The organism is Sphingorhabdus sp. YGSMI21 (assembly GCF_002776575.1).
In the GTDB taxonomy this organism is placed as follows: domain Bacteria; phylum Pseudomonadota; class Alphaproteobacteria; order Sphingomonadales; family Sphingomonadaceae; genus Parasphingorhabdus.
Map to the genome: position 1 here is coordinate 882,302 of NZ_CP022548.1, position 21,642 is coordinate 903,943.

The window sequence follows — 21,642 nt, forward strand, 5'->3', positions numbered from 1 at the left end:
GTTAATGGCGCGCGATCAACGGAAATTGCGTGAGGCCGAACCTCATCCGTTTCCTCGATGCCGCTTTAGCTCAGTTGGTAGAGCATCGCATTCGTAATGCGGGGGCCAGAGGTTCGAATCCTCTAAGCGGCACCATTTTTCCCACTATCTTCAAACAGACAACATCCAACTACAGGCGCACCCTTTACGTTACGCTTGAACTGCCGCCCGAGGTGATTCCTGGCGGTAGCATACGCGGGTATCACTGCGTCGGCTTGCAACGGGGTGCCGGCTAATGCACGATGCCGGCCGCCTTGAGCGTGGCGATCTGTTCTGCGGTGAAGCCGAGTTCGCCCAGCAGGGAGCCGGTATCGGCCCCTTCCGTCTTCAGCGTGGCCGCAGCCGAGGGGCGGGTGCCGTTCATTTCGATCGGCAGGGCCGGCAGCCTGGTCTGCGTGCCATCGACCAGGGTCACGTCTTCCAGCCCGCCACTGGCCGTCAGGTGCGGATCATCGAACATGTCCTCGGGGCGTGCGATGGGGGCAAAAGGCAGGCCGGTGCCGTCCAGCAGGGCGATCAGATCATCGCGCCTGTAGGTCGCCACCAGCTCGCGGATCTGCGGCATGATCCGGTCGCGCGCGGCCACACGATTGTTGTTCTCGCGAATGCTTTCGTCGGCCCATAGTTCGTCCAGCGCGAAGAGCTTGCAGAATTTCTCCCATAGAGCGTCGGTGACCACGCCGATGAATATCGGATCATCCTTTGTCTGGAACACATCGTAAATCGCCCAGGCCGAAATCCGTGCGGGCATCGGGTCGGCAGCTTTTCCGGTGACCGCCTTCTGCGCCATATGCTGGCCGATCAGATAGACGGTGGTCTCGAACAGCGAGCTTTGTACTTTCTGCCCCTTGCCGGTGCGATGGCGTTCCTCGACGGCAGCAAGAATGGCAATGACGCCGAACATCCCGCCGGTCACGTCGATGACGCTGGAACCGGCGCGCAACGGCTGGCCGGGAGGCCCCGTCATATAGGCAAGTCCGCCCATCATCTGCGCAACCTCATCGAGCGCCGTGCGGTTTTCATAGGGACCGGGAAGAAAGCCTTTTTCCGAACAGTAGATCAGACGCTCGTTTTTTTCGGACAGCGCCTCATAGCCGAGTCCGAGACGGTCCATCGCGCCGGGACGGTAATTTTCGATCAGGATATCGGCGTCCGAGACCAGTTTTCGCGCGATAGCCAGCCCTTCCGGATCCTTCAGATTGAGCGAGATGCTCTGCTTGTGCCGGTTATACATCGGGAAATAGCCCGATCCCGAGCCGACCAGATTGCGGGTCCGGTCGCCGCCGATCGGTTCGACACGGATCACGTCCGCGCCCAGCGAGGCGAGAATCGCGCCGACCGCCGGCCCCATCACCATATGGGTGAATTCGATGACTTTCAGGCCTGCAAGGGGAGTCGGTTGGTTCATGCTGCTGCTTTCTCAAATCCAAGGGGAAGGCCTGCGTCTGGGGTGAAGCCGTACAGGGGCTCGCCGGGAAGCGCTTGGGCCACGATATCACGCACTTTGAGCAATTTTTCCAGATCGATACCGGTGTCGATGCCCATCGCTTCCAGCATGAACACCAGGTCTTCGGTCACGATATTGCCCGAAGCACCCGGCGCGAACGGACATCCGCCAAGGCCACCGAGCGAACTGTCGAAGGTGGTGATTCCTTCAGTCAGGCCGGCCATGACATTTGCCAGGCCCAACCCCCGCGTGTTGTGGAGATGCAATGTATTGAGCTTGTCCGCGCCGATTGCCGCCTTCACCTTGCGCACCAGCCGCGTCACTTGCGCGGGATTGGCATAGCCGGTGGTATCGGAGAGGCCGCATTCGGCGACACCGGCCTCCATCGCCGCTTCAGCCAGGCGGACGATCTGGTCGTCCGGCACAGACCCCTCGAGCGTGCAGCCGAAAGCGGTCGACAGGCCGACTTCGAAATGGGGGCGCTGGCCCTCGGGCTGCTGCGCGACCAGATCGGCGATGCCCCTGATCTCCGCCAGCATCGCCGGATGATCTTTGCGGACATTGTTGATCGAGTGGGTTTCCGACATGGAAAAGGGGATCGACATCTTATCAACACCGCAGGCGATGGCGCGCTCGGCGCCCTTCAGATTGGGTATCAGCGCCACCACGTCGAGATTCGGGATGGTCTTGGCAAAAGCGACAATCTCCGCCGTATCGGCCATCTGCGGGAGCAGCGAAGGCGGCACGAAGCTGCCGACCTCGATCTCGCTCACGCCAGCCTCTGCTTCGGCCCGGATCCAGGCCTTTTTCGCTTCGGTTGCCATGACACGATCCACGCTTTGCAGGCCGTCGCGCGGCCCGACTTCGCTGATCGTCACGGATTTGCTCATCTGTTTGCTCCTAGATATATCCACGGTCGCATGGCGCGGTCAGCCTGCTGCCATGCGGTGATTTCATCGGCCATTTTCAGGCTGAGATCGATAGCGTCCAGTCCTTCCAGCAGCATCGCCTTTGCCTCGGCCTCAATCGGGAAGCTCCAGATTTGGCCGTCGGCGGTTGCGATGGTCTGGGCACGCAGGTCGACGGTGACCGCTGCACCGGACCGTTCGATCGTCGTGATCGCAGCGGCATCCAATATCGCTGGCAGGATTCCGTTGCGCACGCAATTTCCGGCAAAAATGGGCGCGAAGCTTTGCGCGATCACCGCGCGGAAGCCATATTCCGAAAGCGCCCAGACCGCATGTTCCCGGCTTGAACCCGAACCGAAATTGGTGCCGCCCAGAATGATCTGGCTATCAGCATAGACCGGATCGTTCATCACGAAATCGGTATCGGGCTCGCGACCGCCTATCTCGGTGTAGCGCCAGCCGGCAAACAGGCCGTCGGAGAGGCCGGTCTTGCCGGTGCTCTTCATCTCGCGCGATGGAATGATCTGGTCCGTGTCGATATTGTCGCGGATCAGCGGCATCGGCAGCGAGGTCAGGATTTCAAAAGCTTTCGCCATCAGACCAGCTCGCTTTCCAACAGGTCCCGGGGATCGGAGATCATGCCGGCGAGAGCACTGGCAACCACCGTTTCCGGACTGGCAATATGGGTCCGGACATTCGGCCCCTGACGGCTTTCGAAATTGCGATTGGTCGTAGAGATCACCCGTGAACCGGCCGCAAAGCTTTCGCCCCCTGCGTAAAAACACATGGAACAGCCGCTCTCGCGCCATTCGAACCCGGCATCGGTGAAAATCCGGTCGATCCCCTCCGCTTCTGCCTCGCGCTTGACACGGGTGGAGCCGGGCACACAGATCGCCTTGATTCCCTCGGCGATTTTCCGCCCCCTGAGCAGGGCGGAAGCCCGGCGCAAATCGGACAGGCGGCTGTTCGTGCAACTGCCAATGAACGCAGCGTCGATCGGAATGCCCCTGATCGGCTGGGCTGGCGCTAGGCCGATATAGTCCAGCGGCGCAGCCGGCGCATCGGCCGGCACGCTGTCATCGATGCCGACCGTCTGACCCGGATTGGTACCCCAGCTCACCATCGGACCAATGGCGTCGGCATTAATCCCTATTTCCTGATCGAATTTGGCGCCGCTGTCGCTGCCCAGCCTCCGCCAGTTCGCAAGGGCCTGCTGCCATTGATCGCCTTCCGGCGCATAGCGACGACCTTCGAGATATTCGAACGTCTTGTCGTCTGGCGCGATGAAGCCGGACATGGCGGAAAATTCCGTCGCCATGTTGCACAAGGTCATCCGTCCTTCCATATCCAGCGCCGACACCGCTTCTCCAGCAAATTCCACGGCATGCCCCTTGCCGCCAGCCGCACCATGGTGCGCCAGCAGGGTCAGGATCATATCTTTCGGCGTAACTCCGGCCGCTAACTTGCCCGTGAACGTCACCCGCATGGATTTTGGCTTGGACAGGCGCAGCGTACCGGTCGCCATGGCATGTTCGGCCTCCGAGGAACCGATGCCCCATGCCAGAGCGCCAAAGGCCCCCTGCGTGCAGGTATGGCTGTCCGGCGCAATGACCGTGGTACCTGGCAGAACAATGGCAAGCTCCGGCGATATCACATGGACGATCCCCTGGTCGGGATCATTGACATCGAACAATGTGATCCCCGCTGCCCTCGCCGCGGCGCGTGTCTCGGTAATGAAGGCCTGACCGCCGGGCATCAGCGTCTGGTCCGTGCGGCCCGGCCGCGTGTCGACAATATGATCGGTAACGGCAAACACCCGAGACGGATCGGCGACCTTGCGACCGGCTTCCGCCAGCGAATTCAGCGCTGCCGCTCCGGTACGCTCGTGCAGGAACACCCGGTCGATGGCAATCAGCGCGCCACCGCCAGGCAAATCGGCCACCACATGGCTGCGCCACAATTTGTCGAAAAGGGTCAGCGCCTGTTTCAGATGCCCAGCCCCATTTCCTTGTCGATCGCGCGCCAGTCCTTGGTTACGAAAGTTTCCTGAATCGCGGTGCGCGTTTCCAGCTTGCCGTCGCGAATCCAGTGCCAGGTCCGGCACCGGTTCTGCCCGTCGTCGCTGATCTGGATTTGTTCGTAGAGATAAAGCGAAGGATCGCCAGTGCGTTGCCAGTAGAGCATCACGGTGCGGTTATATTCATCCAGCGGCACTTCGGCGGCCCAGCCGATGATCAGGTCATTGTTCCACCAGATACGATTGTCGCGATATTCGGCGGGGAACTCGCGAATCTCGGTCTTGCCGTCCGCCCATGTATAATGGTTGGTCTGGTGATAAGGTGCCTTGCTCTCATCATCGGGAAAGCGGCAGAGCAAGCGCGATGCATGCTCGTCAATCTTTTCGTTCTGCGCGTTGAAATAGGTATAGGTACCATCCCAAACGCCTTCGTGGCGCGCCAGCAGGGGCATGTTTTCGCGAATTCCCATAATTTATTCCTTCGTTAGCGTAACTGTCTGTTCTGTAATGCGAGATGATATTCCTTGGCCGCTCTGGCGTTCAGCAATTCGAGATGCCGTTCGGCCAGCATGTGCGGTTCCAGATTTTCGGGATCGAACGGAACGGCGTGGGCTGCCGTTGCCTCATACCATGGTTCGAATATCTCCGCCGCCCGGACAATCTGCCATGCTTTTGTCAGGTAAGAGCCAAAGCGGTCCGGCGAAAGATCGGGGTAGAGCAAATCCGCCTCACCAGCAGGCAGGGCCTCGTACCGGACATCATCCGTACCGAGCCGTTTTGCGCAGGCTTCGACAAGATTCGCCCAGCCAGACCAGTCTGTAGGGGCCTGGCCTTGCCAGTCATCCGACAAGCCGTGCCCGGCCATGTCGATATACACGGCGTCGCTTCCGGTATTCCTGGGTGCAGCCCGGCCCGGCGCATGCAGCACCAGAGTAGATGCCGCTGGGTTGCCGCGCCAGTGTATCAGCCCGTCAAAACCGTCGGATTCAACATGAATGAATCCTTCGTCCGTGACATCGTTCAAGGGACCGGTCACCGGCGTTTCTGTCTGCCGCAGATGCGCTAGGCTATGGTGCTGATGGTCGTCCGGCGTCGCAACCTTGCGGGCTGACCATGATGGCGGCAATTCGCCGAGCCGGTCGATATGATCCTTCAACGGATCCCCCTGATAGGCGCTGATCAGGCAGGGTGGCACTTCTGCATCCACCGCCGGAATATCGCGCGGCGCGCGCAGAACAGCCCCATAGCCAAACTGATAGGCATTGCCGGCATCCAGCATTTCCCGGACCACGGCATCCACGCGTTGCGGATCGGCATGGGCCACCGACAGACGATGTTGGTTATCGGCTGCAAACCACGGGAAAAACCAGCTCTGCTCCAAAATCCGGCTCCATAACCAGACCAGATGCTCGCCATATTTTGAAGGGTGGAATTCGGGCAGATATTGCTGGCTGAACAGCTCCATCTCTTCCGGCGTCCAGATGGCATAGCCGCCGATCGCCAAAGTCGTGAAGTGATTCGCGTGACGCTTGACCGCCGTGACCAGAATGATCCCGCCACTGTGGAAGCCGTAAGCCGCGCATTTTTTGACACCCAGTGCATCGAGAAATTCGATCAGCGCGTCGGCATAGTCATTGATATCGGGCGTTCCGGGCAACCGGTCCGACTGGCCGAAACCCGGCGTATCAGGGGCGATACAGGTAAAATATTTTCCCCATTTTCGCATCAGGGGTTCATATTCCTTTGAACTGCGCGGACTCTGGTGCACCATCAGCAACACCGGCCCACTACCCGACAAGCGATAATGGACACGGCGTTTGTTGCCGTTGGACTCGACGTCGATAAAATGGCGTGTAATCATAAACCCCAATTTGTCCGGACAAATATGTCTCGACAAGCTTTTTCTTGTGATTAAGATGCTTTATTCGAATCCGGAGTACAAAAATTATGACGCTTATTGGTACCAAAATGGTGGAAGATGGCCGCACAGCGAGAGAAATCTTCGACCAGGTGATTGGTAATCCTGCCCGTAAAAAATTTGGATTTGGCGAAAAGCTGGCGATCGTCAATGTCGATGTGCAGCAAGCCTATACGCGGACCGACATGTTCAAGACCGCTTATGAGACCGATCCCGGACAGATCGACTGTATCAACAGGATTTCGAATCTGGCGCGGGCGAAGGACATGCCCGTGATCTGGAGCCAGGTCGCCTACAAGAATGACGCCGGCGACGCCGGTGTCTGGGGCACGCGCACCGATACCGAAGATTCGCTTCAGAATATCAAATATGGCAGCGAACGGCACAAACTGGATCCGCGTTGCGAAGTCGGTCCCGATGACCTGCAATATACCAAGCGGATGCCAAGCGCTTTTTTTGAAACGCAGTTGGCGAGCTATCTGGTCTGGCACAAGGTCGATACGGTTGTCGTCACCGGCGGTTCCACCTCTGGATGTGTCCGGGCAACGGCAGTGGACGCGCTCAGCCATGGGTATCGCACGATCGTTCCAATCGAAACCTGCGCCGACAAGCACGAAAGCTATCATTTTGCCAATCTGACCGATTTGCAAATCAAATATGCCGATGTCGAACCGGTGCAGGCCGTTATAGACTGGCTGGAAGCGCGGTGATGGGGGAGATGCAGAAAGCCGATCCCGGCCTTTATGACTATCTGCCCTACCGCAACCGGCCCAGGATCGAATGGCCGGACGGCAAGACCTGCGCCGTCTGGGTGGCGCCCAATCTCGAATTTTACGAACTCGACCCCGCGGTGAATCCGCATCGTAAAAGCTGGGCAAAGCCGCATCCCGATGTGGTCGGCTATTCCCATCGCGATCATGCCAACCGCGTGTCGCACTGGCGCATGGCCGAGATGATGAGCAAACACGGCTTCCCCGGCTCGGTCAGCCTGTCGGTGGCGCTTTGCGACCATATTCCCGAAGTGGTCGAAGATGCGAGCCAGCGCGGTTGGGAATTTTTCAGCCATGGCATCTACAATACGCGCTACAGCTACGGGATGGACGAAGCGCAGGAACGCGCGATCATCGAAGACAGTATCGAGACAGTAGAGCGCGCCACCGGTCAGCGGATCCGCGGCTGGCTGGCGCCGGCACTCACCCATACGCCCCGCACGCTCGACCTGATCGCCGAATATGGTCTCGACTATACCTGCGACCTCTATCATGATGACCAGCCCACCGACGTGAAAGTGAAATCGGGGAAGCTGACCGCCATCCCTTACAGTCTCGAGGTCAACGACCATTACGGCTTTTTCATCTACAATATGTCACCACGCGAATATGCCGACACGCTGATCCGGCAATATGACCGGCTGGCAGAAGAGGGCGAAACGTCCGGAACGGTCATGTGCATCCCGCTGCACAGCTATCTGATCGGTCAGCCTCACCGTATCGGCGCCTTTGAATCGGTGCTCGAACATATTGCCGGCGATGGCCGGGCCTGGATTACAAAGGCCGGCGACATCGTCGATCGTTTCCGGGAGCAAAACGCATGAGCCTTGATCCGAGCTATCTGGAATATCCGAAACGTGGCCGCGGGATGGATCACGACTATTATCCCTATTCGAATTTTTTCGAGCGCAAACCGCTGCAATGGCCGGATGCCAAGAAGCTGCTGATCTGGCCGGTCATCAGTCTGGAATATTTCCCGATGATTCCCGGTGATGATCCGTTTCGCGCGCCGGGTCACATGCAGACCGCCCATCCCGACTATCGCCATTATACCGCGCGGGAATATGGCACCAGAATAGGCATTTACCGGCTGCTTGGCGCGTTCGAGAAAGTGGGCGCCAGAATTTCGGTGGCAACCAACAGTGCAGTCGCCGAACGCTATCCCGAGCTGATCGCGGATATCCTGGCGGGCGGACACGAGATTGTCGCCCATAGCACCGACATGAACGGCACCATTGCCAGCGGATTGGGCGAGGCAGACGAAAAGGCGTTGATCATGCAATCGCTCGACAGCCTTGAAAAAGCGACCGGCGACCGGCCCCGCGGCTGGCTCTCGATTGCCCGGTCACAAAGCTTCAACACGGCCAGATTACTGGCCGGTGCCGGTCTTGATTATATGTGCGACTGGGCCAATGACGAATTGCCCTATGGCTTTCAGACACCGGCCGGCGAGATTACCAACCTGCCGCTCAACCATGAATTGTCGGATCGGCAGATCATCAATGTCCAGCAACAATCGGTAGACAGCTACGCGCAGCAGATGACCGATGCGGCCGACTGGCTACTCGGCGAAGCGGATCAATTCGGCGGGCGGATGATGCCGATGCACCTCACGCCCTATATCATGGGTCTGCCCTATCGCATTGCCGCATTTGAAACGCTGATTGCCGGCCTCGCCGCACGCCGGGAAATCGGCTTTGCGATCGGCGAATCCATCCTCAGCAGCTGGAGATCGCAGCAATGAAGGTCCGCAATCCCCGCACCGGTGAAGCGGACTATGAATTCACCCCCGTGGACAGCCAGGGGGTCGCCGCTGCCGCCAAACGCCTGCGCCGGCACCAGCCCGAATGGGCCGCCATGCCGCTTGCCGAACGCAGCGCCATCCTGCTGCGTTGGGCTGATGCGATAGAGAAACATGCCGGCGCGATCATCGGCCAGCTGACCATCGATACCGGCAGGGCGGGCATCGCGGCAATCGAGGTCGGCGGCGTGCCGGGGACGATCCGGCGCTGGGCCGAACAGGCCCCCGAGATTATCGCGCGCCACTCGCCTTCCGAAATCCAGTCGGCCAACCCGACCGTTATCAACAGCACGCGGCTGGTTCCCTTTGCATTGTTCGGTGCGATAGCCCCGTGGAACTTTCCGATGACGCTCAGTACCATCGACGCGATCCCGGCGTTATTTGCCGGCTGCGCCGCGCTGATCAAACCCTCCGAGATAACCCCGCGATTTGTCGAACCGTTGCGGGCGAGTATCGCCGAAGTCCCGGAACTGGCGAAAGTGCTGGAGATTGTCGTCGGTGATGCCACCACCGGCGAGGCTCTGGTCGCCAATGTCGACTATGTCTGCTTCACCGGCTCGGTTGCGACCGGTCGCAAGGTTGCAGTGGCCGCAGCAGAGGCGTTCATTCCTGCCAATCTCGAACTGGGCGGCAAGGATCCGATGATCATAATGGCCAGCGCCGATCCCGTCGAAGCGGCCAGAACAGCGCTCCGGGCCAGCATCCTCGCGACCGGACAGGCGTGCCAGTCGATCGAACGGCTCTATGTGGCCCGCCCGATCTACGACAAATTCCTCGAGACCCTGGTAAACGAAGCGGAGAAAGTGCGACTCAACTATCCGGATATCCACCAGGGCGAGATCGGACCGTTTATCTTCGCGCCGCAAGGACAGAAAATCGCCGAGCAGATTACCGAAGCCAAGGAAAAGGGCGCGCGCATTCTGGCCGGGGGAACCGTCGAAATATTGGGCGGCGGCACCTATTTGCGACCCACCGTGATCGCCGATGTCACGCCGGACATGGCCATCGTCCGCGATGAAAGCTTCGGGCCGGTGCTGCCGGTCATCCCCTTTGACGACGTCGAAGACGCGATCGCTCAGGCCAATGACACCATCTATGGCCTGTCCGCAGCGGTTCTGGCGGGCAGCACGGAAGAAGCGGAGGCGGTTGGCACACGGCTGGAAGCCGGCGCCATCTCGATCAACGACGGATCGATGACGGCAATGGTCTGGGATGCGGAAAATTCGAGCTTCAAAATGTCGGGCATGGGACCTTCGCGTATGGGCGAGAGCGGCCTCACCCGCTTCTTCCGCAAGCAGGCGCTGATCCGCCAGACCACGAGCCCGGCACGGATACAGGATTTCGCCGAAGAAAATTTTGCGGGCGATGGTCGCCCGTGAGCGGTTGGCGCGCCCTGATGGCCGAGAATATGCCAAATATGCTGGCGCATGAAGGCCGCTGGGAAGGTATTTACCGCCATCAGGACGACAAAGGCAATCTGCTCGACGAACATCGCACCCTTACCCGTTGCGAATTTCCCGACGACGGCGAATTTGCCTATATCCAGCATAATGACCTGATTTGGGCCGACGGCCGCAAGCAGCATTTCGAATTTGGCGGCGTTTATCGGGACGGCCGGCTCTATTGGGAAACCGATCGCTTCTCAGGCTATGGCTGGGAAAGCGACGGGCTGATATTGTTGCGACTTGACCGGAACGATGCGCCCGGTGAACGCTATACCGAAATGATCGAGATCGCCGGAAACGGACAATCAAGGGCACGAACCTGGCAATGGTTCCACGACGGCACACCCTATCGACGGACTTTATGTGACGAGCAACGACTAGCATAGGAGCATGGCAAATGGGCGTAGAACTGCAGCATCCGATGAAACCGGAACTGAAACCCGACGAGGCGGCGCGGGGACGGTTCGTCTCCGGTATCCGTTCTTTCATACTCAATGACCTCGCGGGGGATCTGAGAACGGCCTATGACAAACGGGCGGCACCCGCCTTTGCCCGCGAGACCGGCCGTGCACCCGAAACCAGCAACGAGGCCCACAAGGCGCTGCGCGGCGATGCTGCCTTCAATATCTATTCTGCCATGCGGGTGCAGGCGCAGAAAATGGTCTGGAACGCCGCGGGTTCCGTGGTGGCCCGCGATATCGCGCGGATGGAGGCCGAGGCAGCAAAGGTCGAGGGGGCTTCCGGCTCGCTGACGCTCAACCCCGATCTCGATATCCCGCGCAATATCGACGGCATCGAGGTGCATCTGATGCCCGGCAGCTATACACGCGGCGGAGATTCGCTCGAAGCCGGGGCCGTGTATGATCAGGGCCTGGCGGTCTTTTCCATGGGCCTGATGGGTGCCAATCTCGACGATATCGGCCTCTCGATGGCTGCTTATGTATCAGGCAAATTCCCGGATTTCAGGCCGGAACATATTTTGGATACCGGCTGCACCATCGGCCACAATACCCTGCCATGGAAACAGACCTATCCCGAAGCCCATGTCGAAGCCATCGACGCGGCTGCCGGGGGACTGCGCTATGCTTCGGCGCGCGCCAAGATGCAGGGGCAGGAAGTGCACTTCAGGCAAATGTCCGCCGAGGCGCTGGACTATGAAGACGCGAGCTTTGATCTGGTTTTCTCGTCGATGTTCCTGCACGAACTTTCAAGGAAGGCACGCACAGCGGCTTTCGAGGAGGCCTATCGGGTGCTCAAGCCCGGCGGTCTGCTGTTGCACATGGAACTGCCGCCGAACGGGCAGATGAACGCTTTCGACGGTTTCTATCTCGACTGGGACAGCTGGTATAATAACGAACCCTTTTACAAGGGCTTCCGGGATGAAGACCCCAAAGAGCTTTGCGAGAAGGGTGGCTTCGACCCGGACGATTATTTCCAGTTCGTTGTCCCCAGCATCGGCGTCTACGGGGCCGATGCAGTGACCGATGCCATCGCAGATGAAGCCGCAAATGCGGTCGACAGCGAAACCACCGGACGGCTTGCCGAAGGTATCATGTGGTTCGGTTTCGGGGCCTGGAAACGATGATGACAGAACCCGCTTTCAAACCCGATGGCACACCGAAGGACATCTACGGTCCCGATGGCAAACCGAAATTTTTCGACGATCCGGGTATGGACCGGTTCGTCGCCGTTATCATGAACATGGCGCAGGAGATGTGGGTGCAGGAGGAACGCCTCATGACACTGGAAGGTCGCGAGCCGGATCCTGCAGACCGGGAAGCGAAGATGAAAATATTCATAGAACGAATTTTTGCGCCGTTGCGCGAAGGAGCCTGATTGATGAAAGTTTGGGAAATCGGTGCACGCACCGGAATTGACGGCCTGCGCATGGCCGAGCGGGACGAACCCGCAGCCGGAGCCGGGGAATTGCTGGTCAAGGTCACGGCGAGCGGGCTCAACTACCGCGATCTTATGGTGTTGGCAGGCGACTATGGCAGCGATCTGCCAAAAGATCGTATCCCCCTGTCCGACGGCGTCGGCGTGGTCGAAGCGATCGGCGAAGGCGTCTCCGGTTTCACCATCGGCGACCGGGTCACCGCGCCGCATTTTCTGAACTGGCTCGCTGGCCCCTATAATTTCGGAATTTTCGGAGCCGATCTCGGTGTGACAGCCGATGGCTGGCTGGCCGAGAAAATCACGCTTCCGGCCAGCGCCGCCATTGTTCTGCCCGATGCCGTCGACGACCAGACCGCTGCTTCGCTTTCGGTTGTCGCCGGAACCGTCTGGCACGCCATGGTCGTGTTCGGCGCGGTAAAGCCAGGCGAGCTCGTCCTCGCCCAGGGAACCGGCGGTGTATCGATTTTCGCCCTGCAGCTGGCCAAGGCGCTGGGTGCCGATTTTGCCATTAGCTCATCCAGCGACGAGAAGCTGGCGCGCGCGAAAGAAATGGGGGCCGACTATGCCATCAACTATCGCAAACGACCGGATTGGGCGGCCGCCCTGCTGGAAGAAACCGGCGGTCGCGGCGCGGACGTCGTGGTCGACACGCTCGGTTTTCCTGCCCTGGGAGAAACGGTCGCGGCCACCGGAGTGAACGGTCGCATAGGCACAGTGGGCGCGCTATCGGGAACACCCCAGGCCACGGCGAGCGCCAGTCAGGGTGCAATCATCGGCAAGAATATAACGATCAAGGGCATTGCGTCGGGTAGCCGCGCAATGACAGCCGCGGCCATTGCAGTGATCGCCGAACATGGCATCAGCAATCCCGTCGACCAGCAATTTTCCTTCTCGGACGCGCCGGCGGCCTTTCGCCATCTCCAGAGCGGCTCTCATTTCGGGAAAATTCTGATCCGACCGGATTGATCGGCTGCGCCCTACAAAGGGGCGATAACCGGATTGAACGCCATCATCTCCATATTGTTCATCGGCGCAGAGGCCGGTTTGAACAGGTCCGGATCTATCGCCTGCGTAACCTGGCCCTGCACAAGAGATGCGGCGTGGACCTGTTCGGTGCGCGGTTGCCGCGCGGCTTCGTAGCGCGCAATTGCCAGGTCTGTATCGGATTCCAGCGTCAGCGCCCGGGCCAGAATATAGCCGTCCTCGATCGCCATGGCCGCGCCCATGCCCAGAAAAGGGAGCATGGCGTGCGCTGCATCACCCATTAACACCGTCCGTCCGCGCGACCAGCTGGCCAGTGGTTTGCGATCGTAGAGACCCCATTTGATGATATTTGAGGCGTGCCCGATCAGACCACGCACATCCTCATGCCATCCTTCAAATGCCTGTGCCAGTTCGGCTTGCGTGGCACCGATCGACCAGCCTTCCGGCACCGGCTCCTTCGTCTCCACAAGTCCGGCGCAGTTGACGACTTCGCCGTTGCACATGGTGTAGCGGTTGAAAGTCCGCTGCGGACCGATAAAAATGGCGCTGCGTCCCAGCGCCATAAACGGGCGTGCCGCATCCATCGGAACCAGAAAGCGATAGGCGACATGATCGGTAAAACGCGGCTGGTCGCCGGGCCAGAGTATCGCCCGAACGGCGGATCGGACGCCATCGGCCCCCACCAGAAAATCGCCTGTGGCCGTCTCTCCACTGGCAAATTTCGCGGTCACCCTGTCGCCACTTTCTGCAAAGTCGACCAGCTTGCGACCGGTAAAAATGCGACCGCCGAGCCGTTCCAGCGCGGCAATCAGGACCTGCTGCAGATCGGCCCGGTAGATGTGGCGGACTATATCGGCCGTTCCGTCATCCGCCCGTCCGTCGCCCGTGTCAAAATCACCCATCAACAGCCGGGCATTTTTGTAGTGGAGAAACGGCAGGACACCTGCGGGGCAGGCTCTGTCCGCAACAGCGCCCTGCAGGTCCAGCGCGCGGAATACATGTTGAGCACCCAGGCCGAGGGTCAGGCCTGCACCGGTTTCCTCAAGCCTGCCAGCCGCTTCGTGGACCTGGACATCCATCCCTTGCTGCCGCAGCGCAATTGCTGCCGTCAGTCCGCCGAGCCCGGCTCCGATGATCAAGACTTTCATCGCGCGCATTTGACCTTCAGCGCTTCAGCTCGACCAGCTCGTACCAGGTCATCATATAGCCGCCGACGCCACCCTGCACGAAAATGCCGTCCTCATCATCGGTGATCCAGACGTCATAAGGGGGATGTTCGCCAGCCATACCGCCCGTGCCGGGAACGATGCTGGCATCATCGATGAACTGCAGATGCTTGCAGGCGAAGGTGCCCGCCGGAACCGTCACCTCCTCCTTGCCGATATAGAGTGCACCGATTTTTACCTGGGCAATTTGCGGGGGCGTGGCGCCGCGATGATCGGGGGAAGGCAGATAGAAATTCAACAATTTCTTGTCCCCGTCCTGCCACTGGAGTGTCGAGAGCATATAGCCGTCGGACGCGATCGGATGCGTGCCGAAGCCGGTCAGCGGCAGTTCCGCCTTCACCCGCTGCGACAGGCGCCCGATAGACGGTCCAAAGCTTTCCATCTCTACATCGGTTCCGTCGAAGCGCATCCAGCCGGATCCCATGAAAGCATCGCCAACTGTGAGCCGGACATGCAAATCCATTGGCTGGCTGTTCTCGTCCAGCGAATAGATGACGTCGCGCATCACCGTTGGCTCCGGCTCTTCAATTTCGCAATGGGCACGCAGAGTCACCTTGCCGTCGCCGTGCCGCGTAAACATGAAGGTCTCGAAGCCCCGGTTCTTCCCCTCCATTCCGGGTTTGCGCGATGTATAGTCCAGACGCCCTTCGATGATGCGATGCTTCATGCCAATTTCTCCTTGTCTTTGTCATGCCAGCCGATTATCGGATTGCCAAGAATAATTTGTCCGGACAAGTTATTAGCGACTTTTTTGGCGATAGACGGGGAATCAGGCCATGGAATTTCTGACCGTAAACGAACTGAGCATTTTGCGCTGGATTCACATCCTGGCGATGGTTTACTGGCTCGGCGGCGAATGGGGCGTGTTCCAGACAAGCTATAATGTCACCAACCGCAATCTGTCGCTCGACGAGCGCAAGCGCCATATGGAAACCGCCTATCGCATCGACATATTGGCGCGCACGGGCATTGTGCTGCTGCTCCCTCTCGGATTGCACATGGGCAAGCTTTACGGTTTTGTTCCGATGCTCGAAGGCAGCGGTATCTGGTGGATGTGGCTGTTTTTCGCAATCTGGCTGGCCATGACGTGGACCGCCTTCATCAAGCGGGAAACCAATATCGGCATTACCGTCACGATGATCGAGGAGAAGCTCCGCTATCCCCTGATCATCGCCCTGTTCGTCCTGTCCTATCTAGCGTTCCAGGGAAGCGGTCCGATCGTGTCGGGTGAAGGCAACCACTGGTATCCTGCCAAGATTGCGCTCTATGCCTTTGCCCTGTGCATTGGCCTGTTCCTGCGTCTAGTGATGCGGCGCTGGACGGAACGCTTCCGTATCCTGGCGCAGGGGCCGGACCCCGTGCAGGAAGCGGCACTGGAGCGGGAAATCGCCCAGGCGCGCTTTGCTGCCTATATCTACTGGATCACGATCGCCGGCGTATGCTTCCTTGGTGCGGTAAAGCCTTTCTAGGGCCGCCGCCCGTAGCCGACAGGCACACTGCTCAGATTTCCTTGAGTTCCCGGCTTACGTCTTCCACAGGCGGTTCGGCCTGCTTCAGCTCTTCGACCATCTGGTGCGGTCCGCGCATCACCCTGTAGATATATTCACGGATCATCACACCGCGCTCATAGGCGGCATCCTTGTCGGGAACATAGGTTTCGATATCGTCGCGGGAAATCGTACCCTTGGCGTCGAGCAGCCGTTCGACGGTATCCATCCGCTCACGCAGGACCGAAACTTCACCCACCACCGCCATAAGAATCGAGAGCATTCTCTCGTCCTGGGGCGCATCGAAATATTCGGGGCGCTTGCCTTTGGCCTTTTTATTGGCCGCCGCCATCCAGTCAAATGCTGCTTCGCTCATTCTGCGGCCTCCTGCATTTCGCTCGAATTTTTCCAGGCACCATAAGCATGCCAATAGGCTGCCCGCCCATGATCCTCGTCCTCCCCGGTCGGCGCTTCGGGGAAAATATCCCGGTCAACGACTGCGCGTACGCCGGTTTCAAACAGCTCCTCGCGTGCAAAGCCGGCTGCCACCATTTCGCCCTTCATGTCGAGCGCGTGCATCGAGGACCAGAAAGGCTCGTTATTGTTGAAAGCATCCCAGTCGCGCAGAAACTGTTCGAACAAGGGCATGCCGTCATGATATTCCGGCTGCTCGAGATGCAGCATCAGCCCGTCGTCGGCGAGCACGCGATAGCCCTCGGATAATATCTTCGGCAAAGCCTTGCCGCTGGTTTCATGCAGGAACATCGTCGTCTGCACCCAGTCGAAACTGCCGTCTTCCCAGCGTGAGAGATCTTCGGCATTCGCCTGTATGAACCGGATATTGGTAGCGCCCAGCGATTGCGCCCGAGCGTGAGCGTAGCGCAGGACCGGCGCCGCCGTATCAATCGCGATGATCTCGCAATTCGGAAAAGCCAGTGCCAGCGGAACGATATTGTGACCGATGGTACAGCCGATATCGAGCACGCGGCGCGGTTCCCAGCCGGGCCGGGTCTTCCTGATCCATTCGACCAGCGCCTGTCCACCGCCGTCGGACAGAGCCCCCAAACCGCCCGCCGTGGTGGCGAACAGCCCGCTGTCATAATTTGCACCGGTGGAGACATCGCCGGGATGTTCTTCACCATGATAGCTGCCTGGCATGCAGTGGATATCGACCGCGCTCTGGTAGCGAGGAATTTCAATCTCGGGATTCAGCTCCAGCGTATCCCGGCCTTCGTTATATTGCCGTGCCTTGGCGTTGAGTTCGTCAATCTGGCGCAGCGCGATCGCCCGTCCATTCTGCTGGCGCATCTCCATCGAATTGCGTTTCAACGCCGACCAGAACTGGTGAAAGGGATCGTCATTCATCGCATGGCGGATTTCGAACCGGTCTTTCGGTTCCCGTCCATGGTCCTTCCTGAACTTCGGCAGGACGCGGGTATCGTAGGCAAGCTTGTTGCCCGGTCCGAGCGCACCAGACAGAAATTTGTTGAAATTGGCGAGGAAGTCAAATCGCGCAATTTCGTCATGCGATGGCACCGGCGAAACGCCGTGCCGCGCCACGGCTGTATAGGGCGGTGCTACGTCGAGCTTGTTGTCACTGCTCATATCAGGTCTTCCTTGATCATGCGTTCAATCACTTCTTCCTGCGTGCGCAAAAAATAATCGCGGTCCGGAATCTGGGCCTTCCCGTCTTTCATCAGCCCGTCGGCCCCTTGTATCCGTATTTCACCATAGGTCGCGGCGAAAAGATCGAGCCTCTGCCGGGCGAGAAAATTGGTCATCGCGGGCTTTCGGCGCGCGGCGCGCAACGCTCCCAGATCAATGTCGGCAAAGGCGGTAAATGTCTCGCCGCTGTTCGATTCGGCCAGCACCCTGCCTTTATAATCGACAACCATGCTGTTGCCGTCAGCCGATGCGAGCGGGAGCGTGGTATTTTCAATCCCGGCGGTGTTGGCAGAAATGACATAGGCCATATTCTCCTGCGCCCGGGCGCGCTTGCCGATATCCTTGGGCGTATCGAGCGGAGAGCCGATCTCCGAACTGCTGTGGACGAAGATTTCCGCTCCGCGCAAGGCGTGAGCGCGGGCGATTTCCGGATAGAGAATTTCCTCCGAAGCGATCGCGGCCAGATTGCCGATCTCGGTCCGGGCAACCGGGAACACGCCATCCAGTCCGTAAATATCGAGATATTTCGTCCAGACATCATGCGGCGTCGGCGCGAACATCGAATTGAGCCGGCGGTAGCGCAGGACCACGTCGCCGGAAGGGGCAATGATGAAACAGGCCTGAAAATAAAGGCCCGGGAAATTCCGGTCAGTCTCATAGGCGTTGCCAGCGACGAACATGTTCAGCCGCTGCGCCATGGCCCCCAGGGCTTCATATTCCGGGCCGTCCACCTCAAGCGCCGCCTTGTCGGCAAATTCGGGAATGGAAATACGTCCCGGATAGCTGGTCAGAAGATATTCCGGCAACACCGCCAGTTTTACCGGACTTCCGGCATATTGCCGGATGAATATCGTGGCCGAGCGGATCTTGCTTTCCAGTTCTCCGATCATTGCCAGCATCTGCGCGCGCGCGGCTGCCTTGTCGGGCGTTTTTTCTACCGATCGCGCCGCCAGCTGCATGGCGACCGCCGCATATGTTTCCGTGTCTGTCATGCTGTTCTCATCTTCATTTTCCCGTACACCCGCGAAAAGACTTGTTGGCGTTGAAGCGCAGATCGCGGCGGCCATCAACTGTCTGCGATCGATCTCCATCGGTCTCTAGAGACCCAGCGAACCCGGATTCATCAACCCCCTCGGGTCCAGCGACTTTTTGAGGTCAACCAGCAAGGCATCCGCCGCCGGATCGAGGCTGTCGCGATAGCGGTAGGTTCGACCGATTTGCAGATGCACCGCGCCATGATCGTGGAAAAGGTCAACCAGCGCCTGTTTCATGCGCTGGGCAAAGGCCCATGCCTCGGGATTGCTTTCCAGCACCGGCAGCTTTGCCAGATGCGCGTCTTCCACCGTATCGCGATGAAGCGGATTGGCGGCATCAGGCCAATAGAGACAGGGTTCGATAATCGCCCCCGAACCGCTGACCGCCGATACCAGCGTACCGGTAAACATGCCCAGCCGGTCCATTTCCTCGCCATGTTCCGCGAACAATGCCTTGATGGCATCATAGCAGGCGACGGCTTTCGAGTGCGGCAGCAAACCGTGGATCGGCGCCCATCGCTGTCCCTCGGGGCCGAGCATGGAATTGAGCGGGCCGAACGGATTGGCGCGGATGATTTTGGGGATCGTATTTTCGGTCTCGGTCCCGCCATGCGCCAGTGCCAGTTTTCGCGCGCGCGCCAGGTCATCATCGGCCGCTGCCTGCAGGCGCGCTTCGGTCAGCACGTGCAGCGAATATTTGGCTTCGTCGATGAAATCGCGCCCGGCAACCACCACCTTTGCGCCTTCCTTGATCGCGCCCCAGACCGAGCCCTGTTTCTTCATCATCTTGCCCAGCGCTTTTGCGTCGCTGGTAAGGCTGTCCCGTTTCATCCGGATGGCGTTGAGCCCCGGGTCGAAACCGAAACATTCGGTGGAAACGCCGGACCGGTCTATCACGCCCAGTGCGGCCAGCGTGTCCTCATAGCTTTCGAAACTGAAGCTGGCATAGCCATGGGCCTGAGCCTCCGGAATCAGACGCAGCGTGATTGTCGCTTTCATACCCAGCGCGCCGGTATCTGCCAGAAACAGTCCGGTCAGATCGGGTCCATAGGGCCGGGTGAAATTTGCGCCGGTATCGAGAATCGTTCCGTCCGCCAGCACCACCTCCATCGCAAGACAGCTTTGTACCGCGGTACCATAGCGGCCCGAGCCCCAGAACACGCCATTCTGGCTCATGCCCCCGCCGATGCTGGCTTTCAGCCCGGACAATGTCCCCCAGAAGGGCGTGCGCAGGCCCTTGGCCTGCAACGCTTCATAAAGCATCGCCCAGGTGCAGCCCGCCTCCACGGTGACGGTCATGTCGGTTTCGTTGATCTCCAATATCCGGTCCATCGAGGCCAGGTCGAAGAGCACCGCGTCCGGGCGGCTGGACGTATAGCCACCCGTATAGCTCATCCCGCCGCCGCGCGGAATCACCGCTATATTCTGCGCGGTAGCAGCCGCGACGGCCGCCGACAGTTCCTGCTTGTTCTTCGGTCTGACAACCGCCAGCAGATCCGCACCGCGCTGGTAGATATCGTGCGCATAGAAATCGAGAATGGCGCTCTCGGTCAGCACGGTTACCCCGGTTTCGGCAATATGGTCCGCCGCGGACATGTTCGCCTTTGTCGCCATCAGCCTGCCTCCATAGCCAGTTTGCCCGCGGGAGCCGCTTCGGCTTCCGGCAAACTGCCCGGATAACGGCCCAGCAGCATCAGAAGCGCGCCGCCGATGAAAAAGGCAAACAGGGCAACCGACAGGACCGGATCATAGCTGCCGGTCGTGTCCCTGACATTGGCGTATATGATCGGAGAAAGAGCCGAGAAAAAGCCGAAAGGCATATAGAGCATGCCGTAGATCTTGCCATAATGGGCCATGCCGAAATAGCGGCCGGTCAGATAGGCAATGAGATCACTCTCCGCGCCCGCAGCAAAACCGAGAAGGAAACCGGCCAGCGCGGCCATTGGAAATGCGATATCGTGGCCGAGCAAGATATAGCAGGAAATAGCAGGGAGGCAGAGCAGGGGAAAGGCCACAAAACCGGCCCAGAAGCGATCGAGAAGCATCCCGGTGATTATCCTGCCGGTAAAGATCCCGATGCCCAGAACACCCATGACCGAGGCCGCGGTTTGGGCTTCCAGCCCGCGATCAGCCAGCATCGTCGGCAAGTTGATGAACGCTCCGCCGAAGGAACCTGCGACAATTGCGATGGATATCCAGATCAGCCAGAAACGATAGTCCCTCATGGCTGTCCGCAGCGTCACGCCGGTCAGATTGCCGCTCACGCCGGCTATCGCCTGGGGTCGCTCGTCGGCCCGTGGTTCGCGAAACAGGAAATAGCCAAGAGGCAGCGCCACGGCCAAGGGCAAAATCGCCACGATGGCGAACATCGAGCGCCAGCCGTAATTCTCGATGCCCCAGACCGCCAGCTTGGGAACGGTAATCGCGGCAAGGCTCGTACCCATCAGCAATATGCCGAGGGCGAGACCGCGTCGCTTGTAGAACCAAAGGTTGATCGCGCGACTCCAGCTGACCGGCGTAGAACCGATTCCCACCAGCCCGATCAGCACCCACAGGGCATAATAGATATAGAGAGTCGACGTCACTTGCGCGGTCGGCGTCAACGCAACCATCGCAAAGGAGATCCCGAAGGCAAATAACGAATAGAGCGCCACTTTCCGTACGCCATATTTATCCGCCAGAGAGCCGAAAAACGGGGCGAGCAGCGAGGCGATGATCCCGAAGATGGTGACCGGCATCAATATCTGCGTGCGGGTCCAGCCAAATTCGGCGATCAGCGGTTCGACGGTAAAGCCGATGACGTTGAAAGGAAGCGGTGAAGCACCGCAAGCCACGCCAAGCACACTGGCAAACAGCACTTTCCAGCCGAGTGCAAATTCACCGCGTTCTTCTGTGCTAGATACCATATGCCCTCACTACTCACAATTTGTCCGGACAACTATAACCGCGCCAGTCTATTATACCAGAACAAAAAAGGCGAACCGAAACGGTCCGCCTTTTTTTCT

22 protein-coding genes and 1 tRNA gene are annotated in these 21,642 nt (G+C 59.3%); 10 read left to right on the forward strand and 13 right to left on the reverse strand.

The genetic code is table 11. From position 1 onward, the window contains the following. Positions 1–59 precede the first annotated feature (59 nt). A tRNA-Thr gene (locus tag CHN51_RS04195) sits at positions 60–135 on the forward strand. A gap of 136 nt (positions 136–271) precedes the next feature. On the opposite strand, the gene CHN51_RS04200 is transcribed toward CHN51_RS04195, so the two are convergent. From CHN51_RS04200 to CHN51_RS04225, 6 genes are read right to left on the reverse strand one after another with little or no spacing between them, the layout of a single operon-like run. Next, positions 272–1,447, reverse strand: coding sequence for a CaiB/BaiF CoA-transferase family protein (locus tag CHN51_RS04200; protein ID WP_100092890.1), 1,176 nt, complete (start codon positions 1,445–1,447; stop codon positions 272–274). Next, positions 1,444–2,376: a hydroxymethylglutaryl-CoA lyase gene (locus CHN51_RS04205; protein WP_100092891.1), complete on the reverse strand. Its 933-nt coding sequence runs from the start codon at positions 2,374–2,376 to the stop codon at positions 1,444–1,446. The genes CHN51_RS04200 and CHN51_RS04205 overlap by 4 nt, the downstream gene beginning before the upstream one ends. Continuing rightward, complete coding sequence (gene leuD, locus CHN51_RS04210; protein ID WP_100092892.1) at positions 2,373–2,990, reverse strand: 3-isopropylmalate dehydratase small subunit; 618 nt, start codon at positions 2,988–2,990, stop codon at positions 2,373–2,375. The genes CHN51_RS04205 and leuD overlap by 4 nt, the downstream gene beginning before the upstream one ends. Then, positions 2,990–4,384 carry a 3-isopropylmalate dehydratase large subunit gene (locus CHN51_RS04215; RefSeq protein ID WP_100095424.1) on the reverse strand — a complete coding sequence of 465 codons (1,395 nt, stop codon included), beginning with the start codon at positions 4,382–4,384 and terminating at the stop codon, positions 2,990–2,992. Before CHN51_RS04215 ends, leuD begins: the two co-directional genes overlap by 1 nt. Continuing rightward, on the reverse strand, positions 4,381–4,881 hold the full coding sequence (locus CHN51_RS04220) for a DUF3598 domain-containing protein (protein ID WP_100092893.1): 501 nt from the start codon (positions 4,879–4,881) through the stop codon (positions 4,381–4,383). The genes CHN51_RS04215 and CHN51_RS04220 overlap by 4 nt, the downstream gene beginning before the upstream one ends. Before the next feature lie 14 nt (positions 4,882–4,895). After that, positions 4,896–6,272, reverse strand: coding sequence for an alpha/beta fold hydrolase (locus tag CHN51_RS04225; RefSeq protein ID WP_100092894.1), 1,377 nt, complete (start codon positions 6,270–6,272; stop codon positions 4,896–4,898). An 86-nt stretch (positions 6,273–6,358) separates the two neighbouring features. Between CHN51_RS04225 and CHN51_RS04230 the strand changes: the two genes are divergently transcribed. The 8 genes from CHN51_RS04230 to CHN51_RS04265 are packed head-to-tail and all read left to right on the forward strand — an operon-like array spanning position 6,359 to position 13,207. Further along, positions 6,359–7,039, forward strand: a complete 681-nt coding sequence (locus CHN51_RS04230; protein ID WP_100092895.1) for an isochorismatase family protein — start codon at positions 6,359–6,361, stop codon at positions 7,037–7,039. Further along, positions 7,039–7,923 carry a polysaccharide deacetylase family protein gene (locus tag CHN51_RS04235; RefSeq protein WP_100092896.1) on the forward strand — a complete coding sequence of 295 codons (885 nt, stop codon included), beginning with the start codon at positions 7,039–7,041 and terminating at the stop codon, positions 7,921–7,923. The genes CHN51_RS04230 and CHN51_RS04235 overlap by 1 nt, the downstream gene beginning before the upstream one ends. Then, positions 7,920–8,843 (forward strand): polysaccharide deacetylase family protein, encoded by a 924-nt coding sequence (locus tag CHN51_RS04240; protein ID WP_100092897.1) that lies wholly within the window; start codon positions 7,920–7,922, stop codon positions 8,841–8,843. The genes CHN51_RS04235 and CHN51_RS04240 overlap by 4 nt, the downstream gene beginning before the upstream one ends. Then, positions 8,840–10,279: an aldehyde dehydrogenase family protein gene (locus CHN51_RS04245; RefSeq protein ID WP_100092898.1), complete on the forward strand. Its 1,440-nt coding sequence runs from the start codon at positions 8,840–8,842 to the stop codon at positions 10,277–10,279. Before CHN51_RS04240 ends, CHN51_RS04245 begins: the two co-directional genes overlap by 4 nt. Then, positions 10,276–10,731 carry a hypothetical protein gene (locus CHN51_RS04250; RefSeq protein WP_240616860.1) on the forward strand — a complete coding sequence of 152 codons (456 nt, stop codon included), beginning with the start codon at positions 10,276–10,278 and terminating at the stop codon, positions 10,729–10,731. The genes CHN51_RS04245 and CHN51_RS04250 overlap by 4 nt, the downstream gene beginning before the upstream one ends. Positions 10,732–10,742: 11 nt before the next feature. Continuing rightward, positions 10,743–11,930 (forward strand): class I SAM-dependent methyltransferase, encoded by a 1,188-nt coding sequence (locus tag CHN51_RS04255; protein WP_100092899.1) that lies wholly within the window; start codon positions 10,743–10,745, stop codon positions 11,928–11,930. After that, on the forward strand, positions 11,927–12,181 hold the full coding sequence (locus CHN51_RS04260) for a hypothetical protein (protein WP_123906230.1): 255 nt from the start codon (positions 11,927–11,929) through the stop codon (positions 12,179–12,181). Before CHN51_RS04255 ends, CHN51_RS04260 begins: the two co-directional genes overlap by 4 nt. A 3-nt stretch (positions 12,182–12,184) precedes the next feature. Next, on the forward strand, positions 12,185–13,207 hold the full coding sequence (locus CHN51_RS04265; RefSeq protein ID WP_100092901.1) for an NAD(P)-dependent alcohol dehydrogenase: 1,023 nt from the start codon (positions 12,185–12,187) through the stop codon (positions 13,205–13,207). An 11-nt stretch (positions 13,208–13,218) separates the two neighbouring features. Here the strand turns inward: CHN51_RS04265 and CHN51_RS04270 are convergent, their stop codons facing one another. Then, entirely contained in the window at positions 13,219–14,382 is a 1,164-nt protein-coding gene (locus CHN51_RS04270; protein ID WP_100092902.1) for an FAD-dependent monooxygenase, read from the reverse strand. A gap of 7 nt (positions 14,383–14,389) precedes the next feature. Further along, positions 14,390–15,118, reverse strand: coding sequence for a hypothetical protein (locus CHN51_RS04275; protein WP_100092903.1), 729 nt, complete (start codon positions 15,116–15,118; stop codon positions 14,390–14,392). A gap of 109 nt (positions 15,119–15,227) precedes the next feature. Between CHN51_RS04275 and CHN51_RS04280 the strand changes: the two genes are divergently transcribed. Further along, positions 15,228–15,920 carry a hypothetical protein gene (locus CHN51_RS04280; RefSeq protein ID WP_100092904.1) on the forward strand — a complete coding sequence of 231 codons (693 nt, stop codon included), beginning with the start codon at positions 15,228–15,230 and terminating at the stop codon, positions 15,918–15,920. Positions 15,921–15,951: 31 nt separating this feature from the next. Here the strand turns inward: CHN51_RS04280 and CHN51_RS04285 are convergent, their stop codons facing one another. From CHN51_RS04285 to CHN51_RS04305, 5 genes are all read right to left on the reverse strand, one after another. Then, positions 15,952–16,314, reverse strand: a complete 363-nt coding sequence (locus tag CHN51_RS04285) for a hypothetical protein (RefSeq protein WP_100092905.1) — start codon at positions 16,312–16,314, stop codon at positions 15,952–15,954. Continuing rightward, positions 16,311–17,543, reverse strand: a complete 1,233-nt coding sequence (locus CHN51_RS04290) for a class I SAM-dependent methyltransferase (RefSeq protein ID WP_100092906.1) — start codon at positions 17,541–17,543, stop codon at positions 16,311–16,313. Before CHN51_RS04290 ends, CHN51_RS04285 begins: the two co-directional genes overlap by 4 nt. Next, complete coding sequence (locus CHN51_RS04295; protein ID WP_100095426.1) at positions 17,540–18,595, reverse strand: nitrilase-related carbon-nitrogen hydrolase; 1,056 nt, start codon at positions 18,593–18,595, stop codon at positions 17,540–17,542. The genes CHN51_RS04290 and CHN51_RS04295 overlap by 4 nt, the downstream gene beginning before the upstream one ends. Positions 18,596–18,700: 105 nt before the next feature. After that, positions 18,701–20,251 carry an FAD-binding oxidoreductase gene (locus CHN51_RS04300; protein ID WP_100092907.1) on the reverse strand — a complete coding sequence of 517 codons (1,551 nt, stop codon included), beginning with the start codon at positions 20,249–20,251 and terminating at the stop codon, positions 18,701–18,703. After that, positions 20,251–21,543: an MFS transporter gene (locus tag CHN51_RS04305; protein WP_100092908.1), complete on the reverse strand. Its 1,293-nt coding sequence runs from the start codon at positions 21,541–21,543 to the stop codon at positions 20,251–20,253. Before CHN51_RS04305 ends, CHN51_RS04300 begins: the two co-directional genes overlap by 1 nt. Between the last annotated feature and the right edge of the window lie 99 nt (positions 21,544–21,642).

What these genes read in the sequence shown, in the direction of transcription:
- CHN51_RS04200 (WP_100092890.1), bottom strand. Translation starts at nt 1,447, where the DNA reads ATGAACCAACCGACTCCCCTTGCAGGCCTGAAAGTCATCGAATTCACC.
- CHN51_RS04205 (WP_100092891.1), bottom strand. Translation starts at nt 2,376, where the DNA reads ATGAGCAAATCCGTGACGATCAGCGAAGTCGGGCCGCGCGACGGCCTG.
- leuD (WP_100092892.1), bottom strand. Translation starts at nt 2,990, where the DNA reads ATGGCGAAAGCTTTTGAAATCCTGACCTCGCTGCCGATGCCGCTGATC.
- CHN51_RS04220 (WP_100092893.1), bottom strand. Translation starts at nt 4,881, where the DNA reads ATGGGAATTCGCGAAAACATGCCCCTGCTGGCGCGCCACGAAGGCGTT.
- CHN51_RS04225 (WP_100092894.1), bottom strand. Translation starts at nt 6,272, where the DNA reads ATGATTACACGCCATTTTATCGACGTCGAGTCCAACGGCAACAAACGC.
- CHN51_RS04230 (WP_100092895.1), top strand. Translation starts at nt 6,359, where the DNA reads ATGACGCTTATTGGTACCAAAATGGTGGAAGATGGCCGCACAGCGAGA.
- CHN51_RS04235 (WP_100092896.1), top strand. Translation starts at nt 7,039, where the DNA reads ATGGGGGAGATGCAGAAAGCCGATCCCGGCCTTTATGACTATCTGCCC.
- CHN51_RS04240 (WP_100092897.1), top strand. Translation starts at nt 7,920, where the DNA reads ATGAGCCTTGATCCGAGCTATCTGGAATATCCGAAACGTGGCCGCGGG.
- CHN51_RS04245 (WP_100092898.1), top strand. Translation starts at nt 8,840, where the DNA reads ATGAAGGTCCGCAATCCCCGCACCGGTGAAGCGGACTATGAATTCACC.
- CHN51_RS04255 (WP_100092899.1), top strand. Translation starts at nt 10,743, where the DNA reads ATGGGCGTAGAACTGCAGCATCCGATGAAACCGGAACTGAAACCCGAC.
- CHN51_RS04260 (WP_123906230.1), top strand. Translation starts at nt 11,927, where the DNA reads ATGATGACAGAACCCGCTTTCAAACCCGATGGCACACCGAAGGACATC.
- CHN51_RS04265 (WP_100092901.1), top strand. Translation starts at nt 12,185, where the DNA reads ATGAAAGTTTGGGAAATCGGTGCACGCACCGGAATTGACGGCCTGCGC.
- CHN51_RS04270 (WP_100092902.1), bottom strand. Translation starts at nt 14,382, where the DNA reads ATGCGCGCGATGAAAGTCTTGATCATCGGAGCCGGGCTCGGCGGACTG.
- CHN51_RS04275 (WP_100092903.1), bottom strand. Translation starts at nt 15,118, where the DNA reads ATGAAGCATCGCATCATCGAAGGGCGTCTGGACTATACATCGCGCAAA.
- CHN51_RS04280 (WP_100092904.1), top strand. Translation starts at nt 15,228, where the DNA reads ATGGAATTTCTGACCGTAAACGAACTGAGCATTTTGCGCTGGATTCAC.
- CHN51_RS04285 (WP_100092905.1), bottom strand. Translation starts at nt 16,314, where the DNA reads ATGAGCGAAGCAGCATTTGACTGGATGGCGGCGGCCAATAAAAAGGCC.
- CHN51_RS04290 (WP_100092906.1), bottom strand. Translation starts at nt 17,543, where the DNA reads ATGAGCAGTGACAACAAGCTCGACGTAGCACCGCCCTATACAGCCGTG.
- CHN51_RS04295 (WP_100095426.1), bottom strand. Translation starts at nt 18,595, where the DNA reads ATGACAGACACGGAAACATATGCGGCGGTCGCCATGCAGCTGGCGGCG.
- CHN51_RS04300 (WP_100092907.1), bottom strand. Translation starts at nt 20,251, where the DNA reads ATGGCGACAAAGGCGAACATGTCCGCGGCGGACCATATTGCCGAAACC.
- CHN51_RS04305 (WP_100092908.1), bottom strand. Translation starts at nt 21,543, where the DNA reads ATGGTATCTAGCACAGAAGAACGCGGTGAATTTGCACTCGGCTGGAAA.